The organism is Microbacterium sp. CFBP 8794 (assembly GCF_014841235.1).
In the GTDB taxonomy this organism is placed as follows: domain Bacteria; phylum Actinomycetota; class Actinomycetes; order Actinomycetales; family Microbacteriaceae; genus Microbacterium.
Genome location: NZ_JACYTT010000002.1, coordinates 144359 through 169568, shown reverse-complemented (window position 1 = coordinate 169568; position 25210 = coordinate 144359). Strand labels below are relative to the sequence as shown.

Annotated in this window: 22 protein-coding genes; all 22 read left to right on the top strand. The window is 71.7% G+C overall.

The genetic code is table 11. The features are described from left to right. Positions 1-26 precede the first annotated feature (26 nt). The 22 genes from IFU19_RS04470 to IFU19_RS04365 all read left to right on the top strand — a co-directional run bounded on the left by IFU19_RS04470 (position 27) and on the right by IFU19_RS04365 (position 25208). Complete coding sequence (locus IFU19_RS04470) at positions 27-2975, top strand: SNF2-related protein (protein ID WP_192013027.1); 2949 nt, start codon at positions 27-29, stop codon at positions 2973-2975. 120 nt (positions 2976-3095) lie between these two features. Beyond that, on the top strand, positions 3096-4658 hold the full coding sequence (locus IFU19_RS04465; protein WP_192013026.1) for a Rieske 2Fe-2S domain-containing protein: 1563 nt from the start codon (positions 3096-3098) through the stop codon (positions 4656-4658). A 143-nt stretch (positions 4659-4801) separates the two neighbouring features. Beyond that, positions 4802-5332, top strand: coding sequence for a bifunctional pyr operon transcriptional regulator/uracil phosphoribosyltransferase PyrR (pyrR, locus tag IFU19_RS04460; protein ID WP_055837376.1), 531 nt, complete (start codon positions 4802-4804; stop codon positions 5330-5332). Further along, positions 5329-6297 (top strand): aspartate carbamoyltransferase catalytic subunit, encoded by a 969-nt coding sequence (locus IFU19_RS04455; protein WP_055940225.1) that lies wholly within the window; start codon positions 5329-5331, stop codon positions 6295-6297. The genes pyrR and IFU19_RS04455 overlap by 4 nt, the downstream gene beginning before the upstream one ends. Continuing rightward, positions 6294-7616 (top strand): dihydroorotase, encoded by a 1323-nt coding sequence (locus IFU19_RS04450; protein WP_192013025.1) that lies wholly within the window; start codon positions 6294-6296, stop codon positions 7614-7616. Before IFU19_RS04455 ends, IFU19_RS04450 begins: the two co-directional genes overlap by 4 nt. Continuing rightward, positions 7613-8116, top strand: a complete 504-nt coding sequence (locus tag IFU19_RS04445) for a PH-like domain-containing protein (RefSeq protein WP_055837386.1) — start codon at positions 7613-7615, stop codon at positions 8114-8116. The genes IFU19_RS04450 and IFU19_RS04445 overlap by 4 nt, the downstream gene beginning before the upstream one ends. Continuing rightward, positions 8113-9282: a glutamine-hydrolyzing carbamoyl-phosphate synthase small subunit gene (carA, locus tag IFU19_RS04440; protein ID WP_055837389.1), complete on the top strand. Its 1170-nt coding sequence runs from the start codon at positions 8113-8115 to the stop codon at positions 9280-9282. Before IFU19_RS04445 ends, carA begins: the two co-directional genes overlap by 4 nt. Next, on the top strand, positions 9275-12562 hold the full coding sequence (gene carB / locus IFU19_RS04435; protein ID WP_192013024.1) for a carbamoyl-phosphate synthase large subunit: 3288 nt from the start codon (positions 9275-9277) through the stop codon (positions 12560-12562). Before carA ends, carB begins: the two co-directional genes overlap by 8 nt. Then, positions 12559-13419 (top strand): orotidine-5'-phosphate decarboxylase, encoded by an 861-nt coding sequence (gene pyrF / locus IFU19_RS04430; protein WP_191915119.1) that lies wholly within the window; start codon positions 12559-12561, stop codon positions 13417-13419. Before carB ends, pyrF begins: the two co-directional genes overlap by 4 nt. Then, positions 13412-14317 carry a guanylate kinase gene (gene gmk / locus IFU19_RS04425; protein WP_192013023.1) on the top strand — a complete coding sequence of 302 codons (906 nt, stop codon included), beginning with the start codon at positions 13412-13414 and terminating at the stop codon, positions 14315-14317. The genes pyrF and gmk overlap by 8 nt, the downstream gene beginning before the upstream one ends. A gap of 382 nt (positions 14318-14699) precedes the next feature. Beyond that, positions 14700-14954, top strand: coding sequence for a DNA-directed RNA polymerase subunit omega (rpoZ, locus tag IFU19_RS04420; protein WP_055837405.1), 255 nt, complete (start codon positions 14700-14702; stop codon positions 14952-14954). 121 nt (positions 14955-15075) lie between these two features. Further along, on the top strand, positions 15076-16269 hold the full coding sequence (metK, locus tag IFU19_RS04415) for a methionine adenosyltransferase (RefSeq protein WP_070408009.1): 1194 nt from the start codon (positions 15076-15078) through the stop codon (positions 16267-16269). Between the two features lie 244 nt (positions 16270-16513). Next, entirely contained in the window at positions 16514-18496 is a 1983-nt protein-coding gene (locus tag IFU19_RS04410) for a primosomal protein N' (RefSeq protein ID WP_192013022.1), read from the top strand. A 61-nt stretch (positions 18497-18557) separates the two neighbouring features. Continuing rightward, positions 18558-19475 (top strand): methionyl-tRNA formyltransferase, encoded by a 918-nt coding sequence (gene fmt / locus IFU19_RS04405; RefSeq protein WP_192013021.1) that lies wholly within the window; start codon positions 18558-18560, stop codon positions 19473-19475. Then, positions 19472-20842 carry an RsmB/NOP family class I SAM-dependent RNA methyltransferase gene (locus IFU19_RS04400; protein ID WP_192013020.1) on the top strand — a complete coding sequence of 457 codons (1371 nt, stop codon included), beginning with the start codon at positions 19472-19474 and terminating at the stop codon, positions 20840-20842. Before fmt ends, IFU19_RS04400 begins: the two co-directional genes overlap by 4 nt. Before the next feature lie 122 nt (positions 20843-20964). Continuing rightward, positions 20965-21636 (top strand): ribulose-phosphate 3-epimerase, encoded by a 672-nt coding sequence (rpe, locus tag IFU19_RS04395; RefSeq protein WP_082509713.1) that lies wholly within the window; start codon positions 20965-20967, stop codon positions 21634-21636. Between the two features lie 373 nt (positions 21637-22009). Continuing rightward, entirely contained in the window at positions 22010-22273 is a 264-nt protein-coding gene (locus IFU19_RS04390) for a phosphoribosyl-ATP diphosphatase (protein WP_192013019.1), read from the top strand. A 46-nt stretch (positions 22274-22319) separates the two neighbouring features. Continuing rightward, a complete protein-coding gene (hisG, locus tag IFU19_RS04385; protein ID WP_192013018.1) occupies positions 22320-23162 on the top strand; it encodes an ATP phosphoribosyltransferase in 843 nt (280 codons plus the stop codon). Beyond that, on the top strand, positions 23162-23926 hold the full coding sequence (hisF, locus tag IFU19_RS04380) for an imidazole glycerol phosphate synthase subunit HisF (RefSeq protein ID WP_055940204.1): 765 nt from the start codon (positions 23162-23164) through the stop codon (positions 23924-23926). The genes hisG and hisF overlap by 1 nt, the downstream gene beginning before the upstream one ends. Continuing rightward, entirely contained in the window at positions 23923-24261 is a 339-nt protein-coding gene (hisI, locus tag IFU19_RS04375) for a phosphoribosyl-AMP cyclohydrolase (protein WP_055837432.1), read from the top strand. Before hisF ends, hisI begins: the two co-directional genes overlap by 4 nt. Continuing rightward, a complete protein-coding gene (locus IFU19_RS04370) occupies positions 24261-24848 on the top strand; it encodes a Trp biosynthesis-associated membrane protein (RefSeq protein ID WP_192013017.1) in 588 nt (195 codons plus the stop codon). The genes hisI and IFU19_RS04370 overlap by 1 nt, the downstream gene beginning before the upstream one ends. A gap of 129 nt (positions 24849-24977) precedes the next feature. Further along, positions 24978-25208, top strand: coding sequence for a DUF6704 family protein (locus tag IFU19_RS04365; RefSeq protein WP_055837438.1), 231 nt, complete (start codon positions 24978-24980; stop codon positions 25206-25208). Positions 25209-25210 lie beyond the last annotated feature (2 nt).

Here is a 25210-nt window from a genome sequence, read left to right as displayed (position 1 = left end):
TCGGAGGCTCCCGGCAGGATGCTCCCGTGACCTCGTGGCGCGACCTCGTCCCCGCGGGCGAGACGACCGCGTTCGAGCCGCTCGCCCTGGGCGTCGAGCTGCGCCAGCGCGAAGCGTACGACCCGGCGCGGTGGGAGGCCCGCGCGGTCGTGCCGGTGACCCCGCGCTCGCTCGCCCAGCGCCAAGACGACCTGCAGTTGGTCGCACGTCCGCTCGTGCGCGGAGCCCGCGACGCCTGGATCCGCGCCGATGCCACCTGGGATGTCGTGCGCCGATCGTCGGGTCGCTTCGACCCCGCGCACGTGCGCTGGTTCGCCGAACTGCACGCGCTGGCCCAGGCGCTGCGCACCACCGGCCCCTTCGCGCCGTCGGGCGATACGGTCGCCCTCGACGCCGCCGACTCGCCCCTGCTGTGGCCGCTCCTGCGCAGTGCCGAGGTGCTCGGCATCCCGATCGTCCCGATGCATCCTCAGCAGAGGGTCCGCCTCGCGCGCACCGCCACCGCGCGCGTGGCGCTCGACGCGGTGGGCGGGGGAGCGCTGCGCGTCTCGGCCGACCTCGAGATCGACGAGCGGCGCGTCGACGCCGCCCACGCGCGCGCCCTCGGCGCCGCGGGGCTGTTCGCCTACGAACTCGACCGCGACCCCGTGCCGATCGTGCTCGCCGCCGTCGAGCTGCCGGCGCCCCTGCCGGCCCTTCTCGGCGGCGGGGTCGTCGAGGTCTCGTCGGCCGATGCGGCGGAGTTCCTGGCCGAGATGTACCCCCGCCTCGCCCGGCGCGCTCCGCTGTCGGTGGGGGCGGGGGTTCCGGCCCCACCGCCCCCGCGGCCGACCCTCGAGGTCGCCGTGACGTACGCCGACGACGACGTGGCCTTCGTCCTCACCTGGGTGTACCCCGGCACGCACCGCGTCGCCTACGACGCCACGGCCGACGACCCCGAGCGCGACCTCCGCGCCGAAGCGCAGATCGGCGAACGATTCGAGACGGCGTGGCTGGCGGCATCCGACCTGCCGGTGTCGGCGCGCGCCACGCTGCGTGATGCCGACGCGGCGGTGTTCGTTTCGTGCGTGCTCCCCGCCGTCGACCTGCTCGACGAGGTGCGGGTGCGCACGACCGGCACGGCACCGTCGTTCCGCGAGCTCCGGGGCGACCCCTCGCTGCGCATCACGGCGGTGGAGTCCGTCGACCGCGACTGGTTCGACCTGGGGATCGTGGTGACGATCGAGGGCCGGACGATCCCGTTCGCCACCCTGTTCTCGGCTCTCTCCCGCGGGCGCACGCGCATCAAGCTCTCCGACGGCGCGTGGTTCTCGCTCGCGCACCCCGCTCTGCAGCGGCTCCGCGATCTGCTCGACGAGGCGGCGGCCCTCGACGAGTGGGAGGCCGGGCCGCGCCTGCCGCGCACCCATCTGTCGCTGTGGGCGGAGTTCGAAGACCTCGCCGACCAGTCCGAGGCGGCGGTCGAGTGGCGCCGGCTCGCCCGCGCCCTGCGCGACGTCGCCGACGTGCCGCGGGTGCCGACGCCCCCCGGATTCCGCGCCGAGCTGCGCCCGTACCAGCGCGAGGGCCTGTCGTGGCTGGCCCTGCTGCACCGGCATCGACTGGGGGGAATCCTGGCCGACGACATGGGGCTCGGCAAGACCCTGCAGCTGCTCGCCCTCATCGCCCACGCGAAAAACCTCGGCGACGAGCGGCCGTGGCTGGTGGTCGCCCCGACCTCGGTGCTGCCGACGTGGCGCGACGAGGCCGCGCGGTTCGCTCCCGGCCTGCGGGTCGCCGTCGTCGAAGCCACCGCCGTCCGTCGCGAGCTCACCATCGCCGAGGTCGCCGCCGACGTCGACATCGTGGTCGCCCCGTACGGGGTCGTGCGCGCCGATGCCGAGGAGTTCGCCGGTCCGCACTGGGCGGGGGTCGTGCTCGACGAGGCGCAGTTCGTGAAGAATCCGGCGACCCGCATCCACCGCGCGATCGCGGCGCTGCGCACCGACGCGGTGTTCGCGGCGACCGGCACCCCCATCGAGAACGGCCTCGACGATCTGTGGGCCCTGCTCGCGCTGACCGCGCCCGGGCTGTTCCCGTCGATCCGGCAGTTCCGCGAGGACTACACGCGCGCGATCGAGCAATTGCCCGCCGACGCGCCCACCGCGCTGTCGGCCGCCGCGGCCGGCGCGCACCGCGAGAAGACGCTGGATCGTCTCCGCCGCCGCGTGCGGCCCTTCCTCCTGCGCCGCACGAAAGACGTCGTGGCCTCCGATCTCCCGCCCAAGCAGGAGCAGGAGATCGCGGTCGCCCTGGGGCCCGCGCACCAGGAGCTCTACGACCGGGTGCTGCAGCGCGAGCGGCAGAAGGTGCTCGGGCTGCTCGACGACCTCGACCGGCAGCGCTTCATCGTCTTCCGCTCGCTGACGCTGCTGCGCATGCTGGCGCTGGCCCCGGGCCTCGTCGACGAGCACGACGCGCACCTGGGCTCGGCCAAGCTCGACGTGCTGCTGGACCGCCTCGCCGAGGTCGCCGCCGAGGGACATCGGGCGCTGGTGTTCAGCCAGTTCACCTCGTTCCTCGACCTGGCCGCCGCGCGATTGGATGCCGCGGGCCTGGCCTACACCCATCTCGACGGCAGCACGGCTCGCCGCGGCGAGGTGATCGAGGGCTTCCGCGGGGGAGACGCCCCGGTGTTCCTCATCAGCCTCAAGGCCGGGGGTTTCGGGCTCACCCTCACCGAGGCCGAGTACGTGTTCGTGCTCGATCCCTGGTGGAACCCCGCCGCGGAGTCGCAGGCCATCGATCGCGCCCACCGCATCGGCCAGACTCGGAGCGTATTCGTCTACCGGCTCATCGCCGCGGGCACGGTCGAAGAGAAGGTGCGGGCGCTGCAGCATCGCAAGGCGGCACTGTTCGACGCCGTCATCGACGACGACGACGCCTTCGCGGCCTCGCTCGACGCCGACGACATCCGGGGGCTGCTGGGGCCCTGACGCGGGGCGCAGCGCGGGCACCCCGGCATCCGTTCTCGCGAGCGACCCGCCGTGGCTCCCCGAACCCGTTCAGCCACCCCCGCGTAGACTCGTCAGGTTCGCCAACGACACAGGAGCGACATGAGAATCACCGGCCTCGGCCACGCGGGCATGTTCATCGAGACCGCGGGTGGCAGCATCCTCTGCGACCCGGTCATCGGTCCGAGCTTCTTCGGCTCGTGGTTCCCGTTCCCCGACAACCGCCAGCTCGACTGGGAGCGGTACGGCGCGGCGGACTTCCTCTACATCTCGCACCGCCACCGCGATCACTTCGACCCGGCGGTGCTCGAGCGGTACGTGTCGAAAGACATCCGCGTGCTGCTGCCGGAGTACCCCACCGACGACCTCGAGCGCGACCTGGTGGCCCTGGGGTACACGAACCTGGTGCGTACCGAAGCGGGCGTCCCCCTGCAGTACGGCGATCTGAAGCTCATGATCACGCCGCTGCGCGCCCCCTCCGACGGCCCCATCGGCGACTCGTCGCTGTCGGTCGACGACGGAACCGCGTCGATCCTCAACCAGAACGACTCGCATCCCCTCGACCTCGAGAAGCTCATGGACTTCGGCAAGCCCGACGCCTACTTCACGCAGGTGTCGGGCGCCATCTGGTGGCCCATGGTCTACGACCTGCCGCTCGATGCGAAAGAGAACTTCGCGCAGCTCAAGCGCGACGCGCAGAACAAGCGCGCGATGTACTACATCGAGAAGGTGGATGCCGAGCACGTCTTCCCCATGGCGGGCCCGCCGATGTTCCTGCGCGAAGAGCTCTTCCGCTACAACGGCACCGGCCTCGAGAACGACTCGATCTTCACGGATCAGCGGGAGTTCCTCGCGCACATGAAGCAGCAGCGCCCCGATCAGAAGGGCTACCTGTTCCTCCCCGGCGCCGAGGTCGAGGTGCGGGGGTCCGACGTCACCGTGACGCAGACGCTGTACACCGACGCCGAGATCGACCGGGTCTTCGGCGACAAGTGGAACTATCTCGCCGAACAGCGCGACGCGCGCCAGAGCGAGGTCGCCGCCGAGGTGGCATCGCGCGCCGAGATCCTGCCGCCCGCCGAGATGCTGGCCGCGATCAAGGAATGGTGGGAGCCGCTGCTCCGCCGCGCGCGCACGATCCGCAACGGCGTCGGGGGAGCGGTGCGCTTCCGCATCGGCGAGCTCGACATGGTCGTGGACTTCCCCAAGGCAAAGGTGCGCGAGTACGCCGGCGAGGACTGCATCTACTGGTACACGATCCCCGCCGACCTGGTGTCGACGAACATCCGCGACCACGAGATCGACTGGTCGAACTCGATCTTCCTGTCGATGCAGTTCGAGGTCGGTCGCTCCGGCAAGTTCAACGAGTTCCTCACCACGTTCCTCAAGTGCCTGTCGCGCGACCGCATCGAATACGTCGAGAACTGGTACGCCGAGCAGTCGGATCAGACCGAGGATGCCGAGATCGACGGCTGGACCGTGCAGCGTCGGTGCCCGCACCTTCGCGCCGACCTGACCAAGACCGGCAAGATCGAGGACGGCGTGCTGACCTGTTCGCTGCACGACTGGAAGTGGGACCTGGCGTCGGGTCGCTGCCTGACGACGACGGGTCACCCGATCCGCTCGACGCGCGCCGCCGAGACGGCCGAGGTCGCCGCGGGCTGAGCCCGCGCGGGCGCGACAGCGCAGCAGCGGGCGCCACGGCGCCACCGTCCCGGACCTGCCGTCACGGCATCCACCCGCTAGACTCGACCACGAACCACAGCAACCTTTAACCCCGTCCCGTGAGGCGGAGAAGGGAGCGACGGATGAGTACGCGCACCGTTATGCACGATGCCGACATCGCCCGCGCTTTGACGCGCATCTCGCACGAGATCCTGGAGTCCAACAAGGGACCGGAGGGACTCGTCCTCCTCGGCATCCCGACCCGCGGTGTCACGCTCGCGAACCGCATCGGGCCGCTCGTCAGCGAGTTCGGGGGAGCGCCGGTCCCGGTCGGCTCGCTCGACGTGACGATGTACCGCGACGATCTGCACCGCAACCCCACCCGGGCGCCGCGCAAGACCGAGATCCCCGCCGGCGGCATCGACGGCCGGGTCGTCGTGCTGATCGACGACGTGCTGTTCTCGGGCCGCAGCATCCGCGCCGCGCTCGACGCGCTGCAGGACATCGGCCGCCCCGCGGCCGTACGCCTCGCGACCCTGATCGACCGGGGGCACCGCGAGCTGCCGATCCGCCCCGACTTCGTGGGCAAGAACCTCCCCAGCGCCCGCGACGAACGCGTCAACGTGCGCCTCGCCGAGATCGACGGCATCGAAGAGGTGACGATCGGATCATGAGGCACCTCCTCGACACCCAGCACCTCTCGCGCACCGCGGCCCTGTCGATCCTCGACGTCGCCGAGGACATGGCCGACACCCAGCGCCGCGAGAACAAGAAGCTCCCCACGCTGCGGGGCAAGACCGTGGTCAACCTCTTCTTCGAGGACTCCACGCGCACCCGCATCTCGTTCGAGGCGGCGGCGAAGCGCCTGAGCGCCGACGTCATCAACTTCTCGGCGAAGGGCTCCAGCGTCAGCAAGGGCGAGTCGCTGCAGGACACCGCCCAGACACTCCAGGCGATGGGGGCGGATGCCGTGGTGATCCGCCACGGCGCGTCCGGCGCCCCGCGGACGCTGGCGACCAGCGGATGGATCACCGCCGGGGTCGTGAACGCCGGCGACGGCACGCACGAGCACCCCACCCAGGCGCTGCTCGACGCGTTCACGATCCGCAAGCGTCTGTTCGGCGATGACAGCCGCGGGCGCGACCTGGCCGGCATCCGGGTCACGATCGTCGGCGACGTGCTGCACTCGCGGGTGGCGCGGTCGAACGTCTGGCTGCTGCACACGCTCGGCGCGCACGTGACCCTCGTCGCACCCCCCACGCTCGTTCCCCAGGACGTCCGCGGCTGGCCGGTCGAGATCGACTACGACCTCGACCACGCCATCGCGCAAGAGCCCGACGCGCTCATGATGCTCCGCATCCAGCTCGAACGCATGAACGCCGCGTATTTCCCGACTGAACGGGAGTATTCACGGCGCTACGGTCTCGACGCGCGGCGTTTGGAGGCCCTGCCGGGCGGTAGCATCGTTCTGCACCCCGGCCCCATGAACCGGGGTCTGGAGATCTCCGCCGAAGCCGCCGATTCCCCTCGCTCGACGGTGCTCGAGCAGGTCACGAACGGCGTCTCCGTGCGAATGGCCGTGCTGTACCTGCTGCTGGCGGGCGAGCGGCCCGACACCGAGAAAGAGGACCTTCGATGAGCCACGCCCCCTCCCAGACGCTTCTGGTCCGCGGCGCGCGCGTCGAGGGACGGGATGCCACCGACCTCCTGGTGCGCGACGGGGTCATCGTCGAGACCGGCTCGGGTCTGTCGCACGCGGGTGCCACCGTCGTCGACGCCGACGGGCTGATCGCCCTCCCCGGCCTGGTCGACCTGCACGTGCACCTGCGCGAGCCCGGGTTCGAGGCATCCGAGACCGTCCTCACCGGATCGCGAGCAGCCGCGGCCGGCGGATTCACCACCGTCTTCGCCATGCCCAACACTTCGCCCACCGCCGACACCGCCGGAGTCGTCGAGCAGGAGCTCGCGCTGGGCGAGGCGGCCGGGTACGTGCACGTGCAGCCCATCGGTGCGGTCACGGTCGGCCAGAAGGGGGAGCGGCTCGCCGAGCTCGGCGCGATGGCCGACTCCCGCGCGCGCGTCCGGGTCTTCAGCGACGACGGCTTCTGCGTCTTCGACCCGCTCATCATGCGCCGCGCGCTCGAGTACGTGAAGGCGTTCGACGGCGTCGTCGCCCAGCACGCGCAAGACCCGCGGCTCACCGAGGACGCGCAGATGAACGAGGGCGCCGTCTCGGCCGAACTGGGCCTGACCGGCTGGCCGGCCGTCGCCGAAGAATCGATCATCGCCCGCGACGTGCTGCTGGCCGAACATGTGGGCTCGCGCCTGCACGTCTGCCACCTCAGCACCGCGGGGTCGGTCGACATCATCCGCTGGGCCAAGAAGCGCGGTGTGAATGTGACCGCCGAGGTCACCCCGCACCACCTGCTGCTGACCGACGAGCTCGTGCGCGACTACGACGCGCGGTACAAGGTCAACCCGCCGCTGCGCCGCGAAGAAGACGTCCTGGCCGTGCGCGAGGGCCTGGCCGACGGCACGATCGACATCGTCGCCACCGACCACGCCCCGCACCCCGCCGAGGCGAAGGCCTGCGAGTGGGCCGCCGCGGCGAACGGCATGGTCGGCCTCGAGAGCGCGCTGCGCGTCGTGCAGCTGGCCATGGTCGACACGGGCCTGCTCGACTGGGCCGACGTCGCGCGGGTCATGTCGGCCGCCCCCGCGCGCATCGGCCGTCTCGACGGCCACGGCACCCCGCTGACCACGGGACAGGCCGCGTCGTTCACGCTGTACGACCCGCGCCCCTCGCGCACCTTCGGGGTGGGCGACCTGCGCGGCCGCAGCAAGAACTCGCCGTACCTCGGCCGCGAGCTGCCGGGCGAGGTGCGCTGGACCGTGCGTCGTGGCATCCCCACGGTCGTCGACGGCGCCCTGCTCGACGCTCCCGGGGTGCTCGCGTGAGCCGCGAAGGCGCCCTGCTGGTCATGGCCGGCGTCGCCGTCGTGCTGCTGGCCCTGCTGGCCTGGGCCTGGGTGCGACGAACGCGGCGCGATGCGCGCTACACGGCCCCGGTGGGGGAGCTGCCCGAGAACGCCGTCGAAACGGCGATGTTCCCGGGGCTCTACGTCGCCACGACCCGTCACGACGAGCCGCTCGAGCGCCTCGCCATCAAGGGTCTCGGTTTCCGCTCCCGCGTCGACATCACGGTCACGACCCTCGGTGTCGCCCTCGACCTGCCCGGCCAGCCCCGCATCGCGCTCACCCGCGACCGCCTGGTGGATGCCGCTCAGGCCACCGTCGCCATCGACCGCGTGGTCGAGCGCGACGGCCTGACGCGCATCAGCTGGCGCATCGACGACGACACCGTCGTCGACACCTACCTCCGACCCCAGGATGCCTCGGCGAAAGCCCTCGCCGACGCCATCCGTCCCCTCATCCTCACGACAGGAAGCGACGCATGACCGCCGTGACCCTTTCCTCACTCATCTCGCGAGACCCCGCCGTCCTGGTCCTCGAAGACGGCACCCGCTACACCGGCCGCGCGTACGGCCAGCGCGGCGAGACCCTCGGCGAGGTCGTCTTCGCCACCGGCATGACCGGCTACCAGGAGACGATCACCGACCCCTCGTACGCGGGCCAGATCGTGCTGCAGACCGCCCCGCACATCGGCAACACCGGGGTGAACGACGAGGACCCCGAATCACGCCGCATCTGGGTCGCCGGCTACGTCGTGCGCGACCCCTCGCGCATGGTGTCGAACTGGCGCGCCGACCGCTCGCTCGACGACGCGCTCGTCGAAGACGGCATCGTCGGCATCTCGGGTATCGACACCCGCGCCGTCACCCGTCGCATCCGCTCCTCGGGCAGCATGCGCGGCGGCGTCTTCTCGGGCGAGCTCGCGAACCTCGATGCCGACGAGCAGCTGCGCCGCGTCCGCGAGGCTCCCGGCATGGCCGGGCGCAACCTGAGCGCCGAGGTGTCCGTCACCGAGGTCGAGGTGACCGCCGCCACCGCGGAGCGCATCGGCAACCTCGCCGTGCTCGACCTGGGCGTGAAGACCTCGACGATCGACAACCTCGCCGCCCGCGGCTTCGACGTGCACGTCTTCCCGCAGTCCGCGACGATCGACGAGATCCGCGCGATCGAGCCGGTCGCCGCGTTCTACTCCAACGGCCCCGGCGACCCCGCGGCCTCCGACCAGCACGTCGAGCTGCTGCGCGCCGTCCTCGGCGACGGACTGCCGTTCTTCGGCATCTGCTTCGGCAACCAGCTGCTGGGGCGCGCCCTGGGCTTCGGCACCTACAAGCTGCCCTTCGGCCACCGCGGCATCAACCAGCCCGTGCTCGACAAGACCACCGGGCGCGTCGAGATCACCTCGCAGAACCACGGCTTCGCGGTCGACGCTCCGCTGGACGCCGTGGTCGACAGCCCCGCCGGCTTCGGCCGCGTCGAGGTGAGCCACATCGGTCTCAACGACAACGTGGTCGAGGGCCTCCGCGCCCTCGACATCCCCGCGTTCAGCGTGCAGTACCACCCCGAGGCCGCTGCCGGCCCGCACGACGCCAACTACCTGTTCGACCGCTTCCGCGACATGGTTATCGCCACCCAGGAGAAGAAGAATGCCTAAGCGCGACGACATCCACTCCGTCCTCGTCATCGGCTCCGGCCCGATCGTCATCGGTCAGGCCTGCGAGTTCGACTACTCCGGCACCCAGGCGTGCCGCGTGCTCCGCGAAGAGGGGGTGCGCGTCATCCTCGTCAACTCCAACCCGGCGACGATCATGACCGACCCCGACTTCGCCGACGCGACCTACATCGAGCCGATCACCCCCGAGGTGATCGAGACGATCATCGCCAAAGAGAAGCCGGATGCCATCCTCCCCACCCTGGGTGGACAGACGGCGCTGAACGCGGCGATCGCGCTGCACAAGCTCGGCATCCTCGAGAAGTACGATGTCGAGCTCATCGGCGCCGACTTCGAGGCGATCAACAAGGGCGAGGACCGTCAGATCTTCAAGGAGCTCGTGCTCGAGGCGGGCGCCGATGTCGCGGCATCCGTCATCTGCCACTCGATGGACGAACTGATCGCCGGCGCCGAGAAGCTCGGGTACCCGCTGGTGGTCCGACCCAGCTTCACCATGGGCGGCCTCGGCTCGGGCTTCGCCTACGACGAGAACGACCTCCGCCGCATCGGCGGCGCGGGCCTGCACGACTCGCCCACCAGCGAGGTGCTGCTCGAGGAGTCGATCCTCGGGTGGAAGGAGTACGAGCTCGAGCTCATGCGCGACACCGCCGACAACACGGTGGTCGTCTGCTCGATCGAGAACGTCGACCCGGTCGGCGTGCACACGGGGGACTCGATCACCGTGGCCCCGGCGCTGACGCTCACCGACCGCGAGTACCAGAAGCTCCGCGACATCGGCATCGACATCATCCGCGCCGTGGGCGTCGACACCGGCGGCTGCAACATCCAGTTCGCGGTCGACCCCGCGACCGGCCGCATCATCGTCATCGAGATGAACCCGCGCGTCTCGCGCTCCTCGGCCCTGGCGTCCAAGGCCACCGGCTTCCCGATCGCCAAGATCGCCGCCAAGCTCGCGATCGGCTACCGCCTCGACGAGATCCCCAACGACATCACCAAGGTGACCCCGGCGAGCTTCGAGCCCACGCTCGACTACGTCGTGGTCAAGGTGCCGCGGTTCAACTTCGAGAAGTTCCCCGCCGCCGACACCACGCTCACCACGACCATGAAGTCGGTCGGCGAGGCCATGGCCATCGGCCGCAACTACACGACCGCCCTGCAGAAGGCGCTCCGCTCGCTCGAGAAGCGCGGATCGAGCTTCCACTGGGGCGAGGAGTCGCGTTCGGTCGACGAGCTGCTCGAGGTGTCGAAGAAGCCGACCGACGGCCGCATCGTCGTGCTGCAGCAGGCGCTGCGCCTGGGCGCGACCCCCCAGCAGGCGTTCGACGCGACGGCGATCGACCCGTGGTTCATCGACCAGATCGTGCTCATCAACGAGGTCGCCGGCTTCATCGCACAGGCCGAGACCCTCGACGCCGACACCCTCCGTCTCGCGAAGGACCACGGCTTCAGCGACGTGCAGATCGCCCAGATCCGCGGTCTCGACGAGGCCGAGGTGCGCGGCATCCGGTACGCGCTCGACGTGCGCCCGGTCTACAAGACGGTCGACACCTGCGCGGGGGAGTTCCCGGCCCTCACGCCGTACCACTACTCCAGCTACGACGTCGAGACCGAGGTCACGCCCTCGGACCGCACGAAGGTCGTCATCATCGGCTCGGGCCCCAACCGCATCGGCCAGGGCGTCGAGTTCGACTACTCGTGCGTGCACGCGTCGTTCGCGCTGTCGGATGCCGGGTACGAGACCGTCATGGTCAACTGCAACCCCGAGACCGTCTCGACCGACTACGACACCAGTGACCGCCTGTACTTCGAGCCGCTGACGCTCGAGGACGTGCTCGAGGTGCTGCACGCCGAGGCGCAGTCGGGCACGATCCTCGGTGTCGTCTGCCAGCTGGGCGGCCAGACTCCGCTGGGCCTGGCGAAGGGCATCGAGGCCGCCGGCTACACGATCCTCGGCACCAGCCCCGAGGCGATCGACCTCGCCGAGGAGCGCGAGCTGTTCTCGCGTCTGCTCGACGAGGCGGGTCTCGTGGCCCCCCGCAGCGGCACCGCGATCGACGTCGACGGCGCCGTGGCGATCGCCGAGGAGATCGGCTACCCCGTGCTCGTGCGCCCCAGCTTCGTGCTCGGCGGCCGCGGCATGGAGATCGTCTACTCGACCGACGCCCTGCGCGACTACTTCGTGCGCGTCGCCGACCAGGCGATCATCGGACCCGGCCTGCCGCTGCTGGTCGACCGCTTCCTCGACGATGCGATCGAGCTCGACGTCGACGCACTGTACGACGGCACCGACCTGTACATCGGCGGCGTCATGGAGCACCTCGAAGAAGCCGGCATCCACTCCGGTGACTCCTCGTGCACCCTTCCGCCGGTGAGCCTCGGTCGCACCGAGGTCGACCGCGTGCGCGAGGCCACCCTCGCGATCGCGAAGGGCGTCGGCGTGCGGGGGCTGCTCAACGTGCAGTTCGCGATCTCGGCCGGCGTGCTCTACGTGATCGAGGCCAATCCCCGCGCCAGCCGCACCGTGCCGTTCGTGTCGAAGGCCCTCGGCATCCCGCTCGCGAAGGCCGCCAGCCGCATCATGGTCGGCGACACCATCGCCGAGCTCATCGCCGAGGGGCTGCTGCCCGAGGGCGACGGTTCCCGCGTGCCGCTCGACGCACCCGTCGCCGTCAAAGAGGCCGTGCTGCCGTTCAAGCGGTTCCGCACCGCCGACGGTCACACCGTCGACTCGGTGCTCGGACCCGAGATGCGCTCGACCGGTGAGGTCATGGGCATCGACCGCGACTTCCCGACGGCGTTCGCGAAGTCGCAGGAGGCCGCGTACGGCGGCATGCCCACCTCGGGCACCGTGTTCATCTCGGTCGCCGACGCCGACAAGCGCGCCGTCATCCTGCCGGCCCACCGTCTGCAGGAGCTCGGCTTCGAACTGATGGCCACCGAGGGCACGGCCGAGATCCTGGCCCGCAACGGCATCAAGGTGCAGGTCGTCGAGAAGTACTCCGAGACGCAGGGGTCGGGTCAGCAGAACGTCGTCGACCTCATCAACGCGGGCGAGATCGACATGATCGTCAACACGCCCAGCGGCGGCACGGCCCGCGCCGACGGGTACGAGATCCGCGCGGCGGCCGTGGCCGCCGACAAGGCGCTGTTCACCACGATGGCCGTCCTGGGTGCCGCCGTGAGCGCCCTCGGCGCCATGAAGGACGGCTTCGAGGTGCGGAGCCTGCAGGAGTACGCCATCGATCGCGCGGGGCGTCTGTGAGCGAAACGTTCGGCCAGCGGCTCAGCGCCGCCCTCGACACCCACGGCGCCCTGTGCGTCGGCATCGACCCCCACGCCGCACTCCTGTCGGCGTGGGGGCTGGATGCCACGGCCCAGGGCGCCCGGGAGTTCGGTCTGCGGGTGGTCGAGGCCGCCGTCGGCCGGGTCGGGGTGGTCAAGCCGCAGGTGGCGTTCTTCGAGCGGTACGGCTCGAAGGGCTTCGCCGCGCTCGAAGACGTGATGGCCGCAGCCCGCGCGGCGGGTCTGCTGGTGATCGCCGACGCCAAGCGCGGCGACATCGGCACGACGATGGAGGGCTACGCCCACGCCTGGCTCGAGCCCGGCTCGCCGCTCGAAGCCGACGCCGTGACCCTGACGCCGTACCTGGGCGCCGATTCGCTGCGCGCCACGCTCTCCTTGGCGGTGCATCACCGCAAGGGCGCATTCGTCCTCACCGCGACGAGCAACCCCGAGGCACGGGCCGTGCAGAGCGCAATCGTCGACGACGCCCTCGCCGTCGGCGACCACGAGCACGTCGCCGCGCGCGTCGCGCACGACATCAACGAGGCCAACCTCGGAGCGCCCGGAGCCCTGGGCCCGATCGGCGTGGTGGTGGGCGCCACGGTCGACCGCGCCGCCTTCGGCCTCGGCGACGTCGCGCTCGCGGGCATGCCGATCCTCGCTCCCGGCTTCGGCGCGCAGGGTGCCGAGCCCGCCGACCTGGGCCGCCTCTTCGGCTACGTCGCGAAGGCGGTCGTGGCCAACGAGAGCCGGAGCATCCTCGCGGTCGGACCCGATCGTCTGGCCGCCCGCATCGACCAGCGCGCCGCGCTCTACCGGGAGACCCTGCATGGCTGAGACCCGTCGCCCGCCCGAGGTCGACCGCGCCGCCGCCTCGCGCCGCGCCGTCGAGGCGCGTCGCGAGCGTGCCGCGCTCAAGCGCGATGTGTCGACGCGCGTGATCTCGCCGCAGGAGCTCCTGCGGCGCGGCCTCGCCGACCCGCTGTCGGCGGCCGGGGCCATGCGCGTCACCGAGTTCCTCACCGCGATCCCCGCGATCGGCGAGAGCAAGCGCGACCGCATCCTCGCCTCGCTCGGCATTTCGCCGGTCAAGCGCCTGGGGGGCCTCGGCACCCGGCAGCGCGACGCGCTGCGCGCCTTCCTCGACGGCCGGTGGCCCGAGCCTGGGCCGCGTGACGGACGCAGCCGCCTCATCGTGCTGGCCGGTCCCACCGCGGTCGGCAAGGGAACGGTGGCGGCGCACATCAAGGAGCACTACCCCGAAATCCAACTCTCGGTCTCGGCGACGACGCGCGCGCCCCGTCCCGGCGAGGTCGAGGGCGAGCACTACTACTTCGTCGACGACGCCGAGTTCGACCGCCTGGTCGCCACCGGTGCGCTGCTGGAGTGGGCGGTCGTGCACAACAAGAACCGGTACGGCACGCCCCGCGAGCCCATCGAGCGGGTGCTCGCCGACGGCGGCACCGCCCTGCTCGAGATCGACCTGCAGGGCGCGCGCCAGGTGCGGGCGGCCGATCCCTCGGCGACCCTGGTGTTCCTGCTCCCGCCCAGCTGGGACGAACTCGTCCAGCGCCTGGTCGGACGCGGAACCGAAGACGCCGAGGAGCGCGCCCGACGCCTGCGCACCGCCCGCGTGGAGCTCGCGGCCCAGAACGAGTTCGACTACCGCGTCGTGAACGAGGACGTCGCGTCGGCCGCCGCCGACGTCGTCGCCCTGGCCGCCGCGCAGCACTGACGCGTCGCCGACCCGTTGCGGCGTGGTTCGGCCGGGCTCGGGTTGGCTCGGCGCGCGGGCCGGCTCGGGGCGCGGGCCGGCTCGGGGCGCGGGCCGGTTGGGGGCGCGGGCCGGCTCGGCGCACGGGCCGGCTCGGCGCACGGGCCCGTTCGGGGCGCGAATGGTGCAACGGGGCGGACACGGTGCGCCCCGGTGCACCGAACACGCCCCGATGTCGCGCCTTCGGCGTGGCCGACACTGCCGTGGCTGCCCCGCCGGGCGCCGCGGCACACGCCGCGGCGGGCCCTCGGCACAGTCCGAGCCCGCGTCGGCTAGAATACGAGGATGCTTCGGCGCTTCCGGCGCCGCATCCACCCCATCCCGCCGAACCAGGAGGTTCCCCATGGCCGGACGTGACAAGGGCATCATCGACCCGCCCATCGACGCACTGCTCGACAAGGTCGACTCGAAGTACCAGCTGGTCATCTACGCGTCCAAGCGTGCGCGTCAGATCAACGACTACTACTCCGACCTGCACGAGGGCAACCTCTTCGACAACGTCGGGCCGCTCGTCGACTCGACCGTCGAAGACAAGCCGCTGACGATCGCGCTGCACGAGATCCACGAAGACAAGCTGCGTCTGCGCGCTGCGGAGTAATCTCCCGGCGAGACCCGCTCACACGTGAACTGTTCACAGATGTGACGATGCCCCGGACGGCCGTGCGCCGCCCGGGGCATACTTGTGCCCGTCCCCACCTCGCTACCCTCCCGGAGTCGCCTTGACCGACCTGCGCCTGTTCACGTCCGAGTCCGTCACCGAAGGACACCCCGACAAGATCTGCGACCAGATCTCCGACAGCATCCTCGACGCCATCCTCACCGACGACCCCACCGGTCGCGTCGCCGTCGAGACCCTCGTCACGACCGGTCTCGTGCACGTCGCCGGCGAGGTGTCGACCAGCGCCTACGTCGAGATCCCGGCGATCGTGCGCGACGTGGTCAACCGCATCGGCTACACCTCCAGCGACACGGGCTTCGACGGCGAATCGTGCGGCGTCTCGATCTCGATCGGCGCACAGTCGTCCGACATCGCCGCGGGCGTCAACAAGGCGTTCGAGCAGCGCGAGCGGGGCTCGGTCGATCCCCGCGACCTGCAGGGCGCGGGCGACCAGGGCATCATGTTCGGCTTCGCGACGAACGAGACCCCGCAGCTCATGCCGATGGCGATCTGGACCGCTCATCGCATCGCCGAGCGCCTGGCATCCGTCCGCAAAGACGGCACGCTCCCGTTCCTGCGCCCCGACGGCAAGACGCAGGTCACCCTCGGCTACGAGGGCCTGGTTCCGCGCACCGTCGACTCCGTCGTGCTGTCGACGCAGCACCACCCCGACATCTCGCAAGAAGACCTTCGCGCCGAGGTCCAGGCCACTGTCATCGACCCCGTGCTGGCCGAGACGGGTCTCGAGCTGCCCGACGTCAAGTACTACATCAACCCGGCCGGCCCGTTCGTCATCGGCGGCCCCAAGGGCGACGCCGGTCTCACCGGTCGCAAGATCATCATCGACACCTACGGCGGCGCCTCCCGTCACGGCGGCGGCGCTTTCAGCGGAAAAGACCCGTCGAAGGTCGACCGCTCGGCCGCCTACGCCATGCGGTGGGTGGCGAAGAACGCCGTCGCCGCGGGCCTCGCCGACCGCCTCGAGGTGCAGGTGGCCTACGCCATCGGCAAGGCCAATCCCGTCGGGTTGTACGTGGAGTCGTTCGGAACGGCGCACGTGGCCGACGACGTGATCGTGCGCGCGATCCGCGAGGTGTTCGACCTGCGCCCCAAGGCCATCGTCGACCAGCTCGATCTGCTGCGCCCGATCTACGCGCAGACCGCGACCTACGGCCACTTCGGCCGCGAACTGCCCGACTTTACCTGGGAGCGCACCGACCGCGTCGACGAGCTGCGCGCCGCCTCCGGGATCTGAGCGTGCAGCACGGCCGCGGGCCACGCGGCTCCGTCGGCGTTGCGCGTCTCGGAGTTGCGGGCATCGGTGTCGCGGGTCTTGGCGGCGCGCGAGTCGGCGAGGCGGGCGCCAGCATGGTCGGCGTTCCGGGCGTCGGCATTGCGGGTCTCGGCAGCACGCACGTCGGCGCCGCGGGCCTCTGCACCGCGGGCCTGGGCACCGCGGGCGTCGGCAGCGCGCATGATCGCGCCCGCGGGAGTAGCTCGTGAGCGAGCGCCGCGTGGCGCGCGTGCAGCTCGAGTCGCCCGTGCCGCAGCTCGATCGCCTGTTCGACTACGCCGTGCCGCACCCGCTCGTCGGCGACGTCGCACCGGGAGTGCGGGTGAAGGTGCCGTTGCGCTCGGCCGGTCGCATGATGGACGCCTTCGTCGTCGAGGTCGTGGCCGATGACGGCAGCGAGCGTCCCCTGTCGTCTATCGAGACGGTCGTCTCGCCGATGCCGGTGCTGCCCGAGCGGCTGTACACGCTCGCGCGGCGAGTCGCCGACCGCGCGGCGGGATCGGTGAGCGACGTGCTGCGCCTGGCCGTCCCCAAGCGCATGGTGCGCGCCGAGAAGGCCTGGGCGGCCGCCCCCGCCCCCGAACCGCCCGAGGTCGTTCCCGCCGCCCTCGAGCGCGCCCATCAGCTGCTCGCCCCCTACGCCGACCTCGCCGCGGCGATCGACGGCGGCGAGCGCATCGCCGTCGATGCCCCTCCGCATCCGAGTGCCGACCTGCCGCGCGGCGCGTGGGCGGATCTTCTGGCCGCCGCCGCCGTGCACACGTTGGCGCGGGGACGCAGCGCCGTGCTCGTCGTTCCCGACTACCGCGATCAGGCGCAGCTGCTGGCGGCTCTGGCCGAGCTGGTGACCCCGGATGCCATCGTGCGCGACGATTCCGATCAGTCCGGCCCCGCCCGCTACGCGCAGTATCTGCGTGCCCTCGCCCCGGTGCCGTGCATCGTGGTGGGTCGTCGATCGGGTGTGTACACCCCGGCGCACGACACGGGTCTCGTGGCCATCTGGGACGACGGTGACTCCCTGCTCGCCGAGCCCCTGGCCCCGGGTGTGCACGCGCGCGACGCCGCCCTGGTGCGGCAGGAGCTCGAGGGTTCCGCCCTGCTGTTCGCCGGGCACACCCGGACGACCGACGTGCAGCGCCTGGTCGAGGTGGGGTACGTCCGTGAGATCGTGCAGACCCGTCGCCCCAGCCCGCGCATCGTGCTCAGCGCCACCCGCGAGGGCGAGCAGCGCATGTCGCGCGTCCCGTCGTCGGCGTTCGCGGCGGCCCGTGAGGCGCTGAAGAGCGGTCCCGTGCTCGTGCAGGTCGCACGTCCCGGGTACGCGCCGTCGCTCGTCTGCGCCGACTGCCGTCGCCCGGCCCGCTGCGCGCACTGCGCGGGGCCCTTGCGTGCCGCGCGGCCGGGGGCGACCCCGGTGTGCTCCTGGTGCGGGCGCAGTGCCCACGCCTGGACGTGCGGGCACTGCGGGTCGGCCAAGCTGCGCATGGCGTCGTCGGGCAGCGAGCGCACCGCCGACGAGCTCGGTCGTGCGTTCCCGAACACGCGGGTGATCGTCGCCGACGGTGCGCATCCGGTGGCCGAGGTCGACGACCAGCCCGCCCTGATCATCGCCACTCGCGGGGCCGAGCCCCTGGCGCGCAAGGGCTACCGCGCCGTCATCCTGCTCGACGGTGACCGCATGCTGCAGAGCGAGGCCCTACGCATCGCCGAGAGCTGCCTGCGCTGGTGGTCGAACGCCGCCGCCCTCGCCGCCCCGGGCGCTCCGGTGCATCTGGTCGGGGTCGCCGGACCCGTCGCCCGGGCGCTGGCGACCTGGACTCAGCCGGCCTACGCGCGCGGCGAGCTCATCGACCGTGCACCGCTGCGCATGCCGCCCGCCGTGCGGGTGGCCAGCGTCGACGGGCATACCCGCAGCGTCGACGCGCTTCTGGCCTCACTGCGCGAGACGGTGCCCGAGCTCGACCCGCTCGCCATCCTGGGCCCGGTCGACACCTCCGAGACCCCCGACCTCGCCACCTCCCGGGCGCTGGTGCGCTTCGACTACGCACAGGGACGCGCGGTGGCCGAGGCCCTGCGGGCCGGAGTGATCGCCGATGCTCTGCGCGCGCGCAAGTCGCGGAAGAATCGCGGTCCCCAGCCGCGCAGTACGCTCAGAGTTCGTCTCGACATCCCCGAGCCCGACCTGTGAGCGTGCGGCGATCCCGACCACCCGCTCCGCACAGCCCGCTTCGAACCGTCTGAGGAGAACCATGCGCCTCGTCTTCGCCGGCACCCCCGCCGTCGCCGTCCCCTCGCTCCGTGCCCTGGCATCCGGTCCGCACGAAATCGCCGCCGTCGTCACGCGCAGTGATGCACCCTGGGGCCGCAAGCGCGTGCTCACGCCCTCGCCGGTGGCGCAGGCCGCCGACGAGCTGGGCCTGCCGGTGATCAAGGCCGACCGCCTCGACGCCGACGTCACCGCCCGGATCGACGCGCTCGAGCCGCAGCTCGGCGTGATCGTCGCCTACGGCGGGCTCGTGCGCGAACCGCTGCTGTCGACGCCCGCGCACGGGTGGATCAACCTGCACTTCTCCCTGCTGCCGCGCTGGCGCGGCGCCGCCCCCGTGCAGCGGGCGCTCATCGCGGGCGACGCGGTGACCGGGGCCAGCGTCTTCCAGCTGGTCGCCGCTCTCGACGCGGGCGACGTGTTCGCCGAGGAGCGCTACGCCGTTCCCTCCGGTGCGACGTCGTCCGACGTGCTCGAGGCCCTCGCCGAGCTCGGTTCGCCCCTGCTGGCCCGCGTGGTCGACGACATCGCCGCCGGAACGGCCGCCGCCACCCCGCAGGCGGGCGAAGCGACCGTCGCGCCCAAGCTCGTGCTCGCCGACGGTGCGCTCGATCTCACCCGCGACGCCGAGGACCTCCTGCACCAGATCGCCGGGGTCACGCCCGAGCCCGGCGCCCACACCACGCTCGACGGTGCCCGGTTCAAGGTGCTGCGGGCGACCCCCGCCGATGCACCGCCGCTGCCGCCCGGGAGGGTCGCGGCATCCGGAAGAGACGTCATCGTCGGCACCGGCACGACGCCCCTGCGCCTCGAGAGCGTGCAACCCGCCGGCAAGGGCGCCATGGACGCGGGGGACTGGTTCCGTGGTCTGCGCACGAGCGACCCGGTGCTGGGCGCATGATCGTGCAGGGAGCGCGCTCGGTCGCGTACGACGTCCTGCGCGCAGTCTCGGGTGACGAGGCCTACGCCAACCTGCTGCTCCCGCACGCGATCGTGCGCGCGAGACTCGACGCGAAAGACGCCGGTCTGGCCACCGAGCTCACGTACGGCACCCTGCGCCGTCGCGGCACGTACGACGCGATCATCGCCGCCGCCGCCGACCGGACGATCGACCGCATCGACCCGGCGGTGCTCGACGCCCTGCGGCTGGGCGTGCACCAGTTGCTGTCGACCCGCGTGGCCTCGCACGCCGCGGTCAACGAGTCCGTCGAGCTGGCGCGTCGCCACGGCGGCGGCAAGGGTGCCGCGGGCTTCGCGAACGCGGTGCTGCGCCGAGTCTCGCGCGACACCCCCGGCCAGTGGATGGACCGCATCGCCGCCGAAGCCCGCAGCGACGACGAGCGCCTCGGGCTGACGACCTCACACCCGGTGTGGATCGTGCGGGCGCTCCGCCGCGCCCTGACCGCCGAGGGCCGGGCCGACGAGCTCGACGCACTGCTCGCGGCCGACAATGTCGCCCCGCGGGTCGCGATGGTCGCCCTCCCCGGCCTCGCCGAGGTTCCCGGCGACGCCAGCCCCACGCCGTACGCCCCCACGGCGTTCCTCACGCGCGGCGGAGACCCCGAGGCGCTCATCCGTTCTTCCGGTGGCCGCATCCGCGTGCAAGACGAGGGATCCCAGCTCGCGGCCCTCGCCCTGAGCCGCGCGTTCCCCGTGCGCGAGGGAGAGCGCTGGCTCGACCTGTGTGCGGGTCCCGGCGGCAAGACCGCGCTGCTGGGCGCCGAGGCCCTCGCCCACGGTGCGCACCTCGACGCCAACGAGATCGCCCCGGCGCGCGCGGGGCTCGTGCGCCAGGCCGTGGCATCCGTCCCCCTCGACATCGAGGTGAGCGAAGAAGACGGTCGCGAACGCGCGACCCGCACGCCGGGGGAGTACGACCGTATCCTCGTCGATGCCCCGTGCACGGGGATCGGGGCGTTGCGACGCCGTCCCGAGGCGCGGTGGCGCAAGACTCCGAGCGACGTTCCCGACCTCACCGCTCTGCAGCAGGACCTCGTGCTCGCGGCCTTCGAGGCGCTGAAGCCCGGGGGAGTCGTCGCCTACGTCACGTGCTCGCCGCACCTCGCCGAGACCGCGGGCGTCGTGGCCGAGGTCAAGCGCGCCCTGGGCGATGCGGTGGAGGAGCTCGATGCCCGCGCCGTCGTCCGCGACATCGTCGATGAGCCCATCGATCTGCCCGACCAGGCCGACGGTTCGCTCCGCGCCCAGCTGTGGCCCCACCGCCACGGCACGGATGCCATGTCGATCGCTCTCCTGCGCAAGCGCTGACACGCTCACCACCGCGCGAGTCGCCACGATTTGTCGCTCCCGCGCCGCCTGCGGCGACACATCGTTGCACCTCACGCATCCCCGCACCGGGGGCCGGCGACCGACGCGCCCATAATGGTCGAGTGCCTACCGACGCCCCGCGCATCAACCCGAGCATCCTCGCCGCCGACTTCGTGAACATGGAGGCCGAGCTCGCACGCATCGCGGGCGCCGACTTCGTGCACGTCGACGTGATGGACAACCACTTCGTGCCGAACCTCACGTTCGGGCCGCAGATGGTGGGCCGCATCCAGCAGACGAGCCCGGTGCCCCTCGACGTGCACCTCATGATCGACGACCCCGACCGCTGGGCTCCCGCCTACGCCGAGCTGGGTGCAGCGTCGGTCACCTTCCACCTCGAGGCCGCGGCGTCACCCGTGGCCCTGGCCCGGCAGTTGCGCGCGATGGGCGCGCGCGCCGGAGTGGCGGTCAAGCCCGGCACCCCCGTCGAGAACCTGTTCGACGTGCTGAACGAGTTCGACCAGATCCTCGTGATGACCGTCGAACCGGGTTTCGGGGGGCAGTCGTTCATGCCCGAGACGATGCCCAAGCTCCGCTCGCTCGCCGACGAGGCGAAGCGCCGCGGCTCGGCCGTCTGGCTGCAGGTCGACGGCGGCATCGGCGAATCGACGATCGCCCAGGCCGCCGAGGCCGGGGCCGACACCTTCGTCGCCGGATCCGCCGTCTTCGGCGCCGACGACCCCGACCGCGCGATCCAGTCCCTCCGCGCCTCCGCCGCCCGCCACCACCACTGAGCCGCGCCCGCGCCACGCCCGGCGCCGCGTCTCGGCCCATCGCGTGTCGCCCTCACGCATAAACGCTCTTCCTGCGCATAAACGCGCTGCCGTACCGTTTGCGCGCAGGATCAGCGTTTATGCGAGGTGACGGGGGCACCCGGATGCCGTCATCGGGGCCGCGTGAGCGCTGACGGCCTTTCCGCCGTGCGTCGCCCCGCCCGCCGCGCGCGCCAGCCACCCCGCCGCACCCGCAGCCGGGACCGCCGCCGCCCGCCGCCCACCCCACCGCACCTGCCGCCGCCGCGCGCCACCCACCCGACCGCGCCACCCCCAACCGCCGACCGCACACCCGCGGGCATCCCCACCCCCGCCGACCCGATACCCTGGAACCGTGAAGACCTTCGACGACCTGTTCGCGGAACTCAGCGCCAAGGCCGTCGAGCGACCCGAGGGGTCCGGCACCGTCGCTCAGCTCAACGCGGGCGTGCACGCCATCGGCAAGAAGATCGTCGAAGAGGCCGCCGAGGTGTGGATGGCCGCCGAGTACGAGTCCGACGCCGCCGCCGCCGAAGAGATCTCGCAGCTGCTCTACCACCTGCAGACGCTCATGCTGGCCAAGGGCCTGTCGCTCGAGGACGTCTACCGACATCTCTGAGCCCCGCTCCTCCTCCCACAGCTCACCCCACACGAAAGCCCCCGTCATGCTGCGAATCGCCGTGCCGAACAAGGGGTCGCTCGCCGAAACCGCCGCCGAGATGCTCTCGGAGGCCGGGTACACCGGACGACGCGATTCCAAAGACCTCTACACCGTCGACCCCGTCAACGAGGTCGAGTTCTTCTACCTCCGCCCCCGTGACATCGCGACCTACGTCGGCTCCGGCGCGCTCGACGTCGGCATCACCGGCCGCGACTTGCTGCTCGATGCGCGCATGCCCGGCGCCCGCGAGGTCGAGTCGCTCGGCTTCGCCGGTTCCACGTTCCGCTTCGCCGGCCGCCCCGGACGTTTCACCGACATCGCCGACCTCGAGGGCCTGCGCGTGGCGACCGCCTACCCGGGCCTCGTCGATGCGTTCCTCGACGAGCGCGGCATCGCCGTCGACATCGTGCCGCTCGACGGCGCAGTCGAGTCCGCCGTGCAGCTCGGAGTGGCGGATGCCGTGGCCGACGTCGTCTCCACCGGCACGACGCTGCGTCAGGCGGGGCTCGAGATCTTCGGGCCCGTGCTGCTGCAGTCCGACGCCGTGCTGATCGCCGGTCCCGAAGAGGCCCCCGGCACCGAGACGCTGCTGCGGCGCCTGCGCGGCGTGCTCGCGGCCCGCAAGTACGTGCTGATCGACTACGACCTGCCCGCGGCGCTCGTCGAGCAGGCCGTCGCCGTGGCCCCGGGCCTGGAGTCGCCGACGATCTCGCCGCTGCGCGACCCCGAGTGGGTGGCCGTGCGGGTGATGAGCCCGCGCCGCGACGTGAACCAGGTCATGGACGCGCTGTACGCGATCGGCGCTCGCGCGATCCTCGTCACCGAGATCCTCGCCGCGAGGCTCTGATGACCCTCGCGCGTCGCGTCATCCCGTGCCTCGACGTCGCGGGCGGCCGCGTCGTGAAGGGCGTCAACTTCCTCGACCTGCGCGACATGGGCGACCCCGTCGAACTCGCGAAGCTCTACTTCGACCAGGGCGCCGACGAGGTCACGTTCCTCGACGTCACCGCCACGGTCGACGAGCGCTCGACGACCTACGACGTCGTCCGCCGCACCGCCGAGCAGGTGTTCATCCCCCTCACCGTCGGCGGGGGAGTGCGCTCTGCCGACGATGTCGCCCGGCTGCTGTCGGTCGGCGCCGACAAGATCGGCGTGAACTCCGCCGCGATCGCGCGCCCCGCCCTCATCGACGAGATCGCCGACCGCTTCGGCGCTCAGGTGATCGTGCTCTCGCTCGACGTCAAGCGGGCGGCATCCACCCCCTCGGGTTTCGTCGTGACCACCCACGGTGGGCGCACCGAGACGACCCTCGACGCCCTGGAGTGGGCACGCGAGGCCGTCGAACGCGGGGCCGGCGAGCTGTTGGTCAACTCGATCGACGCCGACGGCACGAAACAGGGCTTCGACCTCGAACTCGTCCGCCTGATGCGTCAGGTGGCCGCCGTGCCCGTCATCGCCTCGGGCGGCGCGGGAGCACTGGAGCACTTCGCCCCGGCGGTGCAGGCCGGTGCAGACGCCGTGCTCGCGGCATCCGTCTTCCACTCCGGTCAGCTGACCGTGGGTCAGGTCAAAGACGCGATGGCGTCCGAGGGGATCGAGGTGCGCCGGTGAGCGTCGACCGCGTGAAGTACGACGCCGACGGACTCGTCGCCGCCGTCATCCAGCAGTTCGACTCGCGCGAGGTGCTGATGGTCGGGTGGATGGATGCCGAGGCCCTCAGCCGTACGCTGACCACCGGCCGGGTGACCTTCTGGTCTCGCTCGCGTCAGGAGTATTGGCGCAAGGGCGACACGTCGGGCCACATCCAGCTCGTGAAGGGGGCGCGCCTCGACTGCGACGGCGACACCCTGCTCATCGAGGTCGACCAGATCGGCGCCGCGTGCCACACGGGCGACCACACCTGCTTCGACGCCGACGACCTGCAGCCGGTCGTGGGGGAACGGTGATGCGTCGCGCCCGATCGATGTCGGTGCTCGCGATGCTGCTGGCGGGAGCCATCGGCGTCATCTCCTCGACGCAGACGTGGATCGATGTCACCCTCGACGACGGCGCGCAGCAGACGCTCGCGGTGCCCGGCGCCGAGGCGCTCCCGGTGCTCACCCCGCTGAGCCTCGCCGCCCTCGCGCTGGGAGCGGCTCTCTCGATCGTCGGCCCCGTCCTGCGCTACGTCTTCGGTGCCCTGGGTCTCGCGATCGCCGCGCTCGTCGGGTTTGGCACCGTTCAGATGCTCGCGGCCACGCCCGTCTCGGCCACCGCCGCCACGGTCACCGACGCCACCGGCATCTCGGGAACGGATGCCGTGGCCGCGCTCGTGTCGAACCTGTCGCTCACCCCGTGGCCCGCGGTGACGCTGCTCGCACAGGTCGTGCTGGCCGCTGCCGCCGTGTTCACCCTCATCACCGCGCGCGGCTGGACGTCGGGCGCGAGCCGTAAGTACCGCACCGCCACCGAGGCGGGCGCCGACAGCGGCCGCCCCCACGACGCGATCGACTCGTGGGACGATCTGTCGCGCGGCGACGACCCCACGGCCTGATCCGTCGCGCGGCGGCCGGGTCGAGACCGACCTCGCGACATCGAGACGTCGGGACCGGGGAGACGCTCGCGCTTCGATAGACTTGGTCCACGCTTTCCCCCGCGCCCGCGCGCGACTGTAAGGAGCCCCATGAGCAACCCCATCGGCGATCCCGGCCACGGACACTCGCCCGCCGCCTGGACGGCCGTGATCATCATGCTCGCCGCCTTCGCGTTCGGCACGCTGTTCTTCTGGCTCGACTTGCCCGTGCTCGTGTGGGCCTCGGTGGGTCTGCTCGTCGTCGGCGCCATCGTGGGCTGGGCCATGTCCAAGGCCGGCTACGGCGCGAACGGCGCGAAGTCCAACCCGAAGGCGCACTGACC

Coding starts and splice junctions, on each gene's coding strand:
- IFU19_RS04365 (WP_055837438.1), top strand. CDS start 24,978: ATGAGCAACCCCATCGGCGATCCCGGCCACGGACACTCGCCCGCCGCC.
- hisF (WP_055940204.1), top strand. CDS start 23,162: ATGACCCTCGCGCGTCGCGTCATCCCGTGCCTCGACGTCGCGGGCGGC.
- IFU19_RS04465 (WP_192013026.1), top strand. CDS start 3,096: ATGAGAATCACCGGCCTCGGCCACGCGGGCATGTTCATCGAGACCGCG.
- fmt (WP_192013021.1), top strand. CDS start 18,558: ATGCGCCTCGTCTTCGCCGGCACCCCCGCCGTCGCCGTCCCCTCGCTC.
- IFU19_RS04400 (WP_192013020.1), top strand. CDS start 19,472: ATGATCGTGCAGGGAGCGCGCTCGGTCGCGTACGACGTCCTGCGCGCA.
- rpoZ (WP_055837405.1), top strand. CDS start 14,700: ATGGCCGGACGTGACAAGGGCATCATCGACCCGCCCATCGACGCACTG.
- IFU19_RS04370 (WP_192013017.1), top strand. CDS start 24,261: ATGCGTCGCGCCCGATCGATGTCGGTGCTCGCGATGCTGCTGGCGGGA.
- hisG (WP_192013018.1), top strand. CDS start 22,320: ATGCTGCGAATCGCCGTGCCGAACAAGGGGTCGCTCGCCGAAACCGCC.
- carB (WP_192013024.1), top strand. CDS start 9,275: ATGCCTAAGCGCGACGACATCCACTCCGTCCTCGTCATCGGCTCCGGC.
- gmk (WP_192013023.1), top strand. CDS start 13,412: ATGGCTGAGACCCGTCGCCCGCCCGAGGTCGACCGCGCCGCCGCCTCG.
- pyrR (WP_055837376.1), top strand. CDS start 4,802: ATGAGTACGCGCACCGTTATGCACGATGCCGACATCGCCCGCGCTTTG.
- IFU19_RS04455 (WP_055940225.1), top strand. CDS start 5,329: ATGAGGCACCTCCTCGACACCCAGCACCTCTCGCGCACCGCGGCCCTG.
- carA (WP_055837389.1), top strand. CDS start 8,113: ATGACCGCCGTGACCCTTTCCTCACTCATCTCGCGAGACCCCGCCGTC.
- IFU19_RS04450 (WP_192013025.1), top strand. CDS start 6,294: ATGAGCCACGCCCCCTCCCAGACGCTTCTGGTCCGCGGCGCGCGCGTC.